Origin of the sequence: Pectobacterium punjabense (assembly GCF_012427845.1) — a bacterium.
Lineage (GTDB): Bacteria > Pseudomonadota > Gammaproteobacteria > Enterobacterales > Enterobacteriaceae > Pectobacterium > Pectobacterium punjabense.
The window spans coordinates 3,957,272-3,968,676 of sequence record NZ_CP038498.1 but is presented as its reverse complement, the minus strand read 5'-3'; the positions used below and the strand labels follow the sequence as shown (position 1 = coordinate 3,968,676).

Sequence of the window (11,405 nt, the reverse complement as noted above, 5' to 3'; positions counted from 1 at the left end):
ACGTGAATACTCAACAACTGGCGAAACTACGTTCAATCGTGCCCGAGATGCATCGCGTCCGGCACATACACTTTGTTGGCATCGGCGGTGCTGGCATGGGTGGTATCGCCGAAGTGTTGGCCAACGAAGGTTATGAAATTAGCGGCTCCGATCTGGCACCGAATGCGGTGACGCAGCAGTTGACCGATCTTGGTGCACAGATTTATTTCCACCACCGTGCAGAGAACGTGCTGAACGCCAGCGTGGTGGTGGTATCGAGTGCGATTACGGCGGATAACCCGGAGATTGTCGCTGCGCATGACGCTCGTATTCCCGTGATCCGTCGTGCTGAAATGTTGGCGGAACTGATGCGGTTTCGTCACGGTATTGCGGTCGCCGGTACGCATGGCAAGACGACGACAACGGCGATGGTCACCAGTATTTACGCAGAAGCGGGATTGGACCCAACGTTTGTGAACGGTGGTTTGGTGAAAGCGGCGGGAACGCATGCACGTCTGGGGTCAAGCCGTTACTTGATTGCGGAAGCGGATGAAAGCGATGCGTCCTTCCTGCATTTGCAGCCGATGGTGGCGATTGTAACTAACATTGAAGCCGACCATATGGACACTTATCAGGGGGATTTTGAGAACCTGAAGCAGACGTTCATTAATTTCCTGCACAACCTGCCGTTTTATGGTCAGGCTGTGATGTGTGTTGATGATGCGGTCATCCGCGAACTGTTGCCACGAGTTGGCCGCCATATCATTACCTATGGTTTTAGCGACGATGCTGATGTGCGCGTTGCTGGGTATCGTCAGATTGGCGCACAAGGACACTTTACGCTGGAGCGGAAAGATAAACCGTTGCTGAACGTTACGCTGAATGCGCCAGGGCGTCACAATGCGCTGAATGCGGCGGCGGCGGTTGCTGTAGCGACCGATGAAGGCATCGATGACGAGGCAATTCTACGCGCGCTAGAACGTTTTCAGGGGACTGGGCGTCGTTTTGATTTTCTCGGTGAATATCCGCTCGAATTGGTAAATGGGCACAGTGGAACAGCGATGTTGGTGGATGATTACGGTCATCATCCGACAGAGGTTGATGCTACGATTAAAGCCGCACGCGCTGGCTGGCCAGATAAGCGGTTGGTTATGATTTTTCAGCCGCATCGCTATACGCGAACCCGCGATTTATATGACGACTTCGCGCATGTGTTATCGCAGGTTGACGTGCTGCTGATGCTGGATGTGTATTCCGCAGGAGAATCGCCGATTCCGGGCGCAGACAGCCGTTCACTGTGCCGTACCATTCGAGGAAGAGGTAAGATTGATCCGATTCTGGTAACAGATGTGGATACTTTACCGGAACTGTTGTCACAGGCGCTGCGAGGCGAAGACCTGATTTTGGTTCAGGGAGCCGGCAACATCGGTAAACTGGCGCGTAAACTGGCTGATTCCAGATTACAGCCGCAGATAAGTGAATGAGGAACATCATGACTGAGAAAGTTGCTGTATTGCTTGGTGGAACCTCTGCTGAACGTGAAGTGTCGTTACTTTCCGGTCAGGCGGTCTTGGCTGGCCTGAAGGAAGCTGGCATCAATGCCCATGCGGTTGATACCCGTGACTTCCCTGTGACGAAATTGAAGGACGAAGGTTTTACCCGCGTTTTCATCGCCTTACATGGTCGCGGTGGTGAAGATGGCACATTGCAGGGTGTTTTGGAATTTCTGGAGCTGCCTTATACCGGTAGCGGCGTCATGGCATCCGCACTGACGATGGATAAGCTCCGTACCAAACAGGTGTGGCAGGCGGTCGGATTACCGGTATCGCCTTACGTGGCATTGGCTCGTCGCCAGTATTCAGAGACGGCGGCAAATGAATTGCTGGCGAAATTCACTCATCTTGGTTTGCCACTGATTGTCAAACCAAGCCGTGAAGGTTCCAGCGTCGGCATGAGCAAAGTGAACGCGCTTAGTGATTTGCCTGCGGCATTGGAAGAGGCATTCCGTCATGATGACGATGTTCTGGTCGAGAAATGGCTGAGTGGCCCAGAATATACCGTCGCTATCCTGGGTGATGAGGTATTACCTGCTATTCGCATTCAGCCTGCGGGTACGTTTTACGACTATGAAGCGAAGTATTTGTCAGATGATACCCAGTATTTCTGCCCAAGTGGTTTGCCTGACGATCAAGAGCAGGCATTAGCGGTACTGGCGATGGCGGCTTATCGTGCGGTGGACTGTAGCGGATGGGGACGCGTCGATTTTATGTTGGATAGCGATGGTGCTTTCTACTTGCTTGAGGTGAATACGTCTCCAGGGATGACGAGCCACAGCCTGGTTCCTATGGCGGCGCGTCAACGTGGCCTGACTTTCTCGCAACTGGTCGTGAAAATTCTGGAGCTTGCTGGCTGATATGTCGCAGGCAGCGCTGAATACACGCGGACGAGAGCCTGAACCGAAAGGAACACGTCGCAGTAATGGAGGCCAATTGGCAGGAATTGTTTTCCTGCTGATGGTGATAGGGACGATCGTCTGGGGAAGCTGGATGGTGGTGGGGTGGATGAAAGACGCCAGCCGCCTGCCGCTCTCTCGTATGGCAGTAACAGGGGAAAGGCAGTACACCACCAATGACGATATTCGTCAGGCAATTTTGTCGTTGGGGTCGCCGGGAACGTTCATGACACAGGATGTGAACGTGATCCAGCAGCAGATCGAACGTCTATCATGGATAAAACAGGCCAGCGTACGTAAGCAGTGGCCGGACGAATTAAAGATTCATCTGGTTGAATATGTACCGGTAGCGCGTTGGAATGATCAGCTAATGGTTGATGCGGAAGGAAATTCGTTCAGTGTACCCGCTGAACGTGTTGGTAACCGTAAGATGCCGTTGCTGTATGGCCCGGAAGGCAGTGAAACCGAAGTATTGGAAGGCTATCGCATCATGAGTCAGACGCTAGCCGCCGGAAAGTTTACGTTAAAAACGGTTGCGATGAGTGCACGGCATTCATGGCAACTGGGATTAGACGATGATACTCGCCTCGAATTGGGGCGGGACGATAGGGCTAAACGTCTGCAACGCTTTATTGAACTTTATCCGCTGTTGCAGCGGCAGGCTCAGAGCGAAAACAAACGTATTAGCCATGTAGATTTGCGATACGACAGCGGGGCCGCGATAGGTTGGGCTCCAGCCTTGCTTGATCAACAACATGTTGATCGGCAGCGAGTTGGTCAGCAACAAGACATTGATCAGCAACAGAACAGTAACCAGAAACAGACACAGGCTAAACAACAATGATCAAGTCGACGGACAGAAAACTGGTAGTTGGGCTGGAAATCGGTACAGCGAAAGTGGCTGCGCTGGTAGGGGAAGTCCTGCCCGATGGCATGGTCAATATTATTGGCGTAGGCAGTTGCCCGTCACGTGGAATGGATAAAGGCGGCGTAAACGATCTGGAATCAGTCGTTAAGTGTGTTCAACGCGCGATTGATCAGGCGGAGTTAATGGCAGACTGTCAGATCTCTTCCGTGTATCTGGCGCTATCGGGAAAACACATCAGTTGCCAGAATGAAATAGGGATGGTGCCTATTTCAGAAGAAGAGGTGACGCAGGACGACGTAGAAAGTGTGGTGCATACCGCCAAGTCCGTGCGTGTGCGCGATGAACACCGTGTTCTCCATGTGATCCCACAGGAGTATGCGATCGATTATCAGGAAGGGATTAAAAACCCAGTTGGCTTATCTGGCGTGCGTATGCAGGCGAAAGTCCACCTGATAACCTGCCATAACGATATGGCGAAGAATATTGTTAAAGCCGTTGAACGCTGTGGTTTAAAGGTCGACCAACTGATTTTCGCAGGATTGGCTTCCAGCTATGCGGTTTTGACAGAAGACGAACGTGAGCTGGGCGTGTGCGTTGTTGATATCGGCGGCGGCACAATGGATATCGCGGTCTACACCGGTGGCGCATTGCGACACACGAAAGTGATTCCTTATGCAGGCAACGTGGTTACGAGCGACATTGCCTACGCGTTTGGCACGCCGCCGACGGATGCTGAAGCGATCAAAGTGCGTCATGGTTGTGCATTAGGCGCGATCGTTGGCAAAGATGAGAATGTGGAGGTCCCGAGCGTTGGAGGACGTCCACCCCGCAGTTTGCAAAGACAGACACTGGCGGAAGTGATTGAACCACGTTACACCGAGCTGTTGAACTTGGTGAACGATGAACTTTTACAGTTGCAGGAGCAGTTGCGTCAACAGGGCGTAAAACACCATCTGGCAGCAGGGATTGTGCTGACGGGCGGTGCCGCGCAAATAGACGGTCTGGCGGCTTGTGCGCAGCGTGTGTTTCATACACAGGTGCGTATTGGACAACCAATGAATATAACAGGGCTGACGGATTATGCCCAAGAGCCTTATTACTCAACGGCGGTTGGGTTGCTGCATTACGGGAAAGAATCTCATCTGGGTGGTGAGCATGAAGTCGAAAAACGTGCCTCAGTGAGCAACTGGTTCAAACGAATCAACAGCTGGTTGAGGAAAGAATTCTAATTTTATCAAAGAGATCACCTGGCACAGTTTTATGATCTCGCAGTTACAGGCACAAACGGAGAGAAATTATGTTTGAACCAATGGAATTAACCAACGACGCGGTGATTAAAGTCATCGGCGTCGGTGGCGGCGGTGGTAATGCCGTCGAACACATGGTGCGTGAGCGCATCGAAGGCGTCGAGTTTTTTGCAGTCAACACGGATGCGCAGGCATTACGTAAAACAGCGGTTGGCCAGACAATTCAGATCGGTAGCGGCATCACAAAAGGTTTGGGTGCAGGCGCTAATCCAGAAGTCGGCCGTAACTCGGCTGAAGAAGATCGCGAAGCGTTGCGTTCAGCACTCGAAGGTGCGGATATGGTGTTTATCGCCGCCGGTATGGGCGGTGGTACAGGTACAGGTGCTGCACCCGTTGTGGCCGAAGTTGCCAAAGATCTGGGCATTCTGACCGTCGCTGTAGTGACCAAGCCTTTCAACTTTGAAGGCAAAAAGCGTATGGCGTTTGCGGAGCAGGGTATCGCCGAGCTGTCTAAGCACGTCGACTCGCTGATCACCATTCCGAACGACAAGCTGCTGAAAGTACTCGGGCGGGGGATCTCCCTGCTGGATGCATTTGGTGCGGCAAATGACGTACTGAAAGGCGCGGTGCAGGGTATCGCCGAGCTGATCACGCGTCCAGGTCTGATGAACGTCGACTTTGCAGACGTGCGTACCGTGATGTCCGAAATGGGTTATGCCATGATGGGCTCCGGCGTTGCACGCGGTGAAGACCGTGCAGAAGAAGCGGCTGAAATGGCAATCTCCAGCCCACTGTTGGAAGATATCGATCTGTCTGGTGCACGTGGCGTGCTGGTCAACATCACGGCGGGTTTTGACCTGCGCCTGGATGAGTTCGAGACGGTAGGTAACACCATCCGTGCATTCGCGTCCGACAATGCGACCGTAGTAATCGGTACGTCGCTTGACCCAGAAATGAATGATGAACTGCGTGTAACGGTTGTTGCGACGGGTATCGGTATGGACAAACGTCCTGAGATTACTCTGGTGACAAATAAGCAGGCCAGCCAGCCTGTGATGGATCATCGTTACCAGCAACACGGCATGACGCCGCTGGCGCAGGAAAAACCGGCTGCTAAAGTGGTTAACGACCAGAATCCGCAGACAAATAAAGAGCCAGACTATCTGGATATCCCAGCGTTTCTGCGTAAGCAGGCAGACTAATTTGCTGCCAGATAACGTTGGAATCTCCGCTCTTTGTGCTAAACTGTGCCACCGAGCTTGGTCTATACTAGGTCGGTAGGTTCAGTAACATGCGAGATAAAATGATGATCAAACAACGTACATTAAAACGTATTGTTCAGGCGACTGGTGTCGGGTTACATACCGGCAAGAAGGTCACCTTGACCATGCGTCCTGCACCGGCAAATACCGGGGTCATCTATCGCCGCACAGACTTGAATCCCCCGGTTGATTTCCCGGCTGATGCAAAATCCGTGCGTGATACCATGCTCTGTACTTGCCTGGTTAATGAGCATGACGTGCGTATTTCTACGGTGGAGCATCTTAACGCTGCGCTTGCAGGGTTGGGCATTGACAATATTGTCATCGATGTTGATGCACCAGAAATTCCAATTATGGATGGCAGCGCCAGCCCGTTCGTTTACCTGTTGCTAGATGCGGGTATCGAAGAGCTGAACTGCGCCAAGAAATTCGTACGTATCAAACAGCCCGTTCGCGTTGAAGACGGCGACAAGTGGGCCGAAATGAAACCGTTTAACGGTTTTAGCTTGGATTTCACTATCGACTTCAACCACCCAGCGATTGATGCGGGCAACCAGCGCTATCGTTTGGATTTCTCTGCCGATGCGTTTGTTCGCCAGATCAGTCGTGCGCGTACCTTCGGCTTCATGCGCGATATCGAATACTTGCAGTCTCGTGGGTTGTGCCTGGGCGGCAGTATGGATTGTGCCATCGTTGTTGACGATTATCGCGTACTGAACGAAGACGGCCTGCGTTTTGAAGATGAGTTTGTCCGTCATAAAATGCTGGATGCCATTGGTGACTTGTTTATGTGTGGTCATAACATCATCGGTGCGTTTTCTGCGTTTAAATCCGGTCATGCTCTGAACAACAAACTGTTGCAGGCTGTGCTGGCGAATCAGGAAGCGTGGGAATACGTGACCTTTGAAGATGAAGCTGAAATGCCGCTGGCGTTTAAAGCGCCATCTATTGTGTTGGCGTAACGCCTGACGTTGTCACTTCTTATTACGACTGGTTTTACTGGTACCCTCTCCGGCCAGTGAAGCCAGTCGTTCTAATATCTTTCTGAGTTTTTCCGGGCTGTTGCCTGCTAACGTCCTCAATGTCTCCGCGCTTTGCTCACTCAACTGACGCAACGGTTTATCCCCGGTAATTTCTTGCGCTGCAATGTCACTATTTTTCACGATTTCATGCCCTTTTGCGGCAAGCGTTGGATTAATCCTGATGTCGATTGAAGCCAATGATGGTAGTATTTGTGCGCGTAATGCAGAGAGCAACGCAGGTTGTTCGTAACGTAACCGCATCAGCCAACTGGCGTTGGCGGTTTCCAGTATCAGTAAACCTTGCCGGTAATTAGCGACGCGGCACCATGGGTGCAACGGTGCAGGCAGTAATCCGCGCACGGCACGGTTGAGTTTTAATAAGGCGATAGCGCGCTGTTGCACATCTTGTAGCGGGCCTTTACCCGACATGGATGCGCTATCAAACAGAAATTCCAGTGATTGTGGGCGGCTATCACGCATAGACCTGGCTCCGGTGGATGTTACTCGTGATTGGTATTCTAAATCGTTGGCGACAATTTGGCAGACGTTATTTCTGGCCGCATCTCTTATTAGGGATGGTCGCGGCGAGTCTTGGTCTGCCGACAAGCCTGAACGACTCACAGGACATCGCCTCACTTCCTAATTCAAGCTCCAGCGTTAGCCGGCAGAATAACGTATCGCTGAGCCTTACCGATCTGGTGGCGCTAAAAGAAGCGCATCGACGCTCGTCCTACAGCGTTGATTATTGGCATCAGCATGCGATACGCACTGTCATTCGTCACCTTTCTTTTGCATTGACGACGCCACAGACGGCCAATGCCCAACAGGCTGACGAGCTAGAGCCTCATTCTCTGGTTTTGTTGGATACGCTAAATGCGCTGTTGACGCAGGATTCCCAGTATCCCTTCGTGATCTCTCCCCATGCTGGACGAGTCACTTTTTATCCTCAGGCATATCATCAAATCGGTATCTGGCTTGCCCAAATCCGTGGCATCCGCGCAGGACCATACCTCATCAGCTGAACGTGTAATGATAATTAGCTGAAGAAATTTCTCTCGTTTTTTGCTGAGTTTCTCAGGTTTTCGATATTGTATTGCCACTGGATACGTGGCACTTGTGAGATTAAAACTATTATGGTCATGAATATCTTAACCAAAATTTTTGGTAGCCGTAACGATCGTACGCTGCGTCGTATGCGTAAAAATGTTGATGTTATTAGTCGGTTAGAGCCAGGAATGGAAAAACTTTCCGATGAGGAACTACAGGCGAAAACGCTGGAGTTCCGTGCTCGTCTGGAGAAAGGCGAAACGCTGGAGAGCCTGCTGCCGGAAGCTTTCGCTGTAGTGCGTGAATCCAGTAAACGTGTATTTGGTATGCGTCACTTCGACGTACAGCTTCTTGGCGGTATGGTTCTGAATGAGCGGTGTATTGCGGAGATGCGTACCGGTGAAGGTAAAACGCTGACGGCAACCTTACCTGCGTACCTGAATGCATTGACTGGCCGTGGCGTACACGTAGTTACCGTGAACGATTATTTGGCACAGCGTGATGCCGAAAATAACCGCCCGCTGTTTGAGTTCCTTGGCCTGAGCGTCGGTATTAACCTGCCGGGGATGCCTGCGCCAGCGAAGCGTGAAGCCTACGCCGCCGATATTACCTACGGAACCAATAACGAATACGGCTTTGACTATCTGCGTGACAACATGGCATTTAGCCCAGAAGAGCGTGTACAGCGTAAACTTTACTACGCGCTGGTGGATGAGGTTGACTCCATCCTGATCGATGAAGCACGTACGCCGCTGATCATTTCCGGTCCGGCTGAAGATAGCTCTGAGCTTTATATTAGCGTCAATAAAATTATCCCTCACCTGATCCGTCAGGAGAAAGAAGATTCCGATACTTTCCAGGGCGAAGGTCATTTCTCTGTTGATGAAAAAGCACGTCAGGTTAACCTCACTGAGCGTGGTCTGGTTCTGGTAGAAGAACTGCTGGTGAAAGAAGGCATTATGGAAGAGGGAGAATCGCTGTACTCTCCGACGAACATTATGCTGATGCACCATGTGACCGCCGCGCTGCGTGCGCACGTGCTGTTTACCCGCGATGTGGACTACATTGTGAAAGACGGTGAAGTGATCATCGTCGACGAGCACACTGGCCGTACCATGCAGGGGCGTCGCTGGTCAGATGGTCTGCATCAGGCTGTGGAAGCGAAAGAGAAAGTGGCGATTCAGAATGAAAACCAGACTCTGGCTTCCATTACCTTCCAGAACTACTTCCGCTTGTATGAAAAATTGGCGGGTATGACCGGTACGGCAGATACCGAAGCGTTTGAATTCAGCTCTATCTATAAGCTGGATACGATTGTGGTACCGACTAACCGTCCGATGATTCGTAAAGACTTGCCCGATCTGGTCTACATGACCGAGCAGGAAAAAATCGATGCCATCATTGAAGATATCAAAGATCGTTCCGTAAAAGGTCAACCGATTCTGGTCGGTACGATCTCGATTGAGAAATCAGAAGTGGTTTCTCATGCGCTGGAAAAAGCGGGCATTAAACACAACGTGTTGAATGCGAAATTCCATGCCATGGAAGCGGACATCGTTGCTCAGGCGGGTCAGGCTGGTGCGGTTACTATTGCTACCAACATGGCCGGTCGTGGTACGGACATCGTATTGGGCGGTAGCTGGCAGGCAGAAGTTGCACATCTGGAAAACCCAAGTGACGAGCAAATTGCAGAAATTAAAGCGGCCTGGAAAGTGCGCCATGATGCCGTATTAGCTGCGGGCGGTTTGCATATTATCGGTACTGAGCGCCATGAATCTCGCCGTATTGATAATCAGCTACGCGGCCGTTCCGGTCGTCAGGGGGATGCGGGTTCATCACGCTTCTATCTGTCGATGGAAGATGCGCTGATGCGTATCTTTGCCTCCGATCGTGTTTCCAACATGATGCGCAAGCTGGGGATGAAACCGGGCGAAGCGATTGAGCACCCGTGGGTCACTAAGGCGATTGCGAACGCGCAGCGTAAAGTGGAAAGCCGTAACTTCGATATTCGTAAACAATTGCTGGAATACGATGATGTGGCGAACGACCAACGTCGCGCGATCTACACACAGCGCAACGAACTGCTGGATGTGTCTGATATCAGCGAAACCATCACCAGCATTCGTGAAGATGTATTCAAAGCGACGATCGACAGCTATATTCCACCGGAATCTCTGGAAGAAATGTGGGATACGGAAGGCCTGGAACAGCGCCTGAAGAACGATTTCGATCTGGATATGCCAGTCAAGGCGTGGCTGGATAAAGAGCCTGAATTGCATGAAGAAACGCTGCGTGAGCGTATTTTCCAGCAGGCGCTTGAAGTTTATCATCGCAAAGAAGAAGTGGTTGGCAATGAAGTCATGCGCAACTTCGAGAAAGGCGTGATGTTGCAGACGCTGGATTCCTTGTGGAAAGAGCATTTGGCGGCAATGGATTACCTGCGTCAGGGTATCCACTTACGTGGCTATGCGCAGAAAGATCCTAAGCAAGAATATAAGCGTGAGTCGTTCTCTATGTTTGCCGCGATGTTGGAATCACTGAAATATGAAGTGATCAGTACGCTGAGCAAAGTCCAGGTGAGAATGCCGGAAGAGATCGAAGCGCTGGAGCAGCAACGTCGCGAAGAAGCTGAACGTTTGGCTAGGCAGCAGCAACTGAGCCATCAGGAAGAAGATAGCCTGAATACAGGTTCACCGGCGCAGGCAGACCGTAAGATTGGGCGTAACGATCCTTGCCCATGTGGTTCAGGTAAGAAATATAAGCAGTGCCACGGTCGCTTACAGAAATAATTGACTGCTGAATCCAGTGATTAATTGGTGATAAGTGTAAAGGCGGTCATTGACCGCCTTTTACTTGGTAAGAATCTGATAGGAATTGTCATGACGCAAAAACAGTTATCCGTCGCAGTGGGCATCATCCGCAATGCGGATCAGCAATACTTCATTGCTCGTCGTCCCGATGGCGTTCATATGGCAGGGATGTGGGAGTTTCCCGGCGGTAAAATTGAAGAGGGAGAAACGCCAGAGCAGGGGCTGATTCGTGAACTGCGTGAAGAAACGGGTATCGAAGCGAGCGCACCGCAGCCGCTAAACAGCAAAACGTTTTCTACGCCGGAGAGAATCATCACACTTCATTTCTTTCTGGTTGAAACGTGGCAGGGTGAGCCCTATGGGCGGGAAGGTCAGGAATCTCGCTGGGTGAGCGTGGAGGCGCTGCGCGAGGAAGAGTTTCCGCCAGCGAATGCGGAGATGATCCGCTGGCTGAAATCGCTTTAATCTACGATTTTCTGTTTGAACTCATTATCGCGAAACGTTGCTGTTAGCGCGTTTCGCTCCAGTCTTCACTGTCTGAAACCATATCATCGCTTGGAATGCGTTTTTCTTCATCAGCCCATTCGCCTAAGTCGATGAGCTGGCAACGTTTGCTGCAAAAGGGGCGATAGATGCTGGCTTCATTCCAGATAACCGCTCGCTTGCAGGTTGGGCACTTCACCGTCGTAATCTCTGTTGTCATAACGTTCTTTTCACT

At 51.3% G+C, this 11,405-nt stretch carries 11 protein-coding genes; 9 read left to right on the top strand and 2 right to left on the bottom strand.

The window, feature by feature from the left end; all coding sequences use genetic code 11:
• Positions 1 to 2: 2 nt before the first annotated feature.
• The 6 genes from murC to lpxC all read left to right on the top strand — a co-directional run bounded on the left by murC (position 3) and on the right by lpxC (position 6,770).
• Positions 3 to 1,463: a UDP-N-acetylmuramate--L-alanine ligase gene (murC, locus tag E2566_RS18010; RefSeq protein WP_107171051.1), complete on the top strand. Its 1,461-nt coding sequence runs from the start codon at positions 3 to 5 to the stop codon at positions 1,461 to 1,463.
• Positions 1,464 to 1,471: 8 nt separating this feature from the next.
• On the top strand, positions 1,472 to 2,392 hold the full coding sequence (locus E2566_RS18005) for a D-alanine--D-alanine ligase (protein WP_107171052.1): 921 nt from the start codon (positions 1,472 to 1,474) through the stop codon (positions 2,390 to 2,392).
• Position 2,393: 1 nt separating this feature from the next.
• The gene (ftsQ, locus tag E2566_RS18000) at positions 2,394 to 3,275 is read left to right on the top strand and encodes a cell division protein FtsQ (protein ID WP_107171053.1); all 882 of its coding nucleotides are present in this window, start codon (positions 2,394 to 2,396) and stop codon (positions 3,273 to 3,275) included.
• Positions 3,272 to 4,528, top strand: coding sequence for a cell division protein FtsA (gene ftsA, locus E2566_RS17995; RefSeq protein WP_010298002.1), 1,257 nt, complete (start codon positions 3,272 to 3,274; stop codon positions 4,526 to 4,528). The genes ftsQ and ftsA overlap by 4 nt, the downstream gene beginning before the upstream one ends.
• A gap of 68 nt (positions 4,529 to 4,596) precedes the next feature.
• Positions 4,597 to 5,748, top strand: coding sequence for a cell division protein FtsZ (ftsZ, locus tag E2566_RS17990; protein ID WP_005975217.1), 1,152 nt, complete (start codon positions 4,597 to 4,599; stop codon positions 5,746 to 5,748).
• Between the two features lie 104 nt (positions 5,749 to 5,852).
• A complete protein-coding gene (gene lpxC, locus E2566_RS17985; protein WP_039278868.1) occupies positions 5,853 to 6,770 on the top strand; it encodes a UDP-3-O-acyl-N-acetylglucosamine deacetylase in 918 nt (305 codons plus the stop codon).
• A 12-nt stretch (positions 6,771 to 6,782) separates the two neighbouring features.
• Here lpxC and E2566_RS17980 read toward each other — a convergent pair whose 3' ends face one another.
• The gene (locus E2566_RS17980) at positions 6,783 to 7,310 is read right to left on the bottom strand and encodes a DUF721 domain-containing protein (protein WP_107167987.1); all 528 of its coding nucleotides are present in this window, start codon (positions 7,308 to 7,310) and stop codon (positions 6,783 to 6,785) included.
• A gap of 26 nt (positions 7,311 to 7,336) precedes the next feature.
• On the opposite strand from E2566_RS17980, the gene secM reads away from it, so the two are divergent.
• From secM to mutT, 3 genes are all read left to right on the top strand, one after another.
• Positions 7,337 to 7,852 (top strand): secA translation cis-regulator SecM, encoded by a 516-nt coding sequence (secM, locus tag E2566_RS17975; RefSeq protein WP_205540266.1) that lies wholly within the window; start codon positions 7,337 to 7,339, stop codon positions 7,850 to 7,852.
• A gap of 111 nt (positions 7,853 to 7,963) precedes the next feature.
• Positions 7,964 to 10,666, top strand: coding sequence for a preprotein translocase subunit SecA (gene secA / locus E2566_RS17970; protein ID WP_107167989.1), 2,703 nt, complete (start codon positions 7,964 to 7,966; stop codon positions 10,664 to 10,666).
• A 90-nt stretch (positions 10,667 to 10,756) separates the two neighbouring features.
• Positions 10,757 to 11,152 (top strand): 8-oxo-dGTP diphosphatase MutT, encoded by a 396-nt coding sequence (gene mutT, locus E2566_RS17965; protein ID WP_107167990.1) that lies wholly within the window; start codon positions 10,757 to 10,759, stop codon positions 11,150 to 11,152.
• Between the two features lie 43 nt (positions 11,153 to 11,195).
• Here the strand turns inward: mutT and yacG are convergent, their stop codons facing one another.
• The gene (yacG, locus tag E2566_RS17960; RefSeq protein ID WP_107167991.1) at positions 11,196 to 11,390 is read right to left on the bottom strand and encodes a DNA gyrase inhibitor YacG; all 195 of its coding nucleotides are present in this window, start codon (positions 11,388 to 11,390) and stop codon (positions 11,196 to 11,198) included.
• Between the last annotated feature and the right edge of the window lie 15 nt (positions 11,391 to 11,405).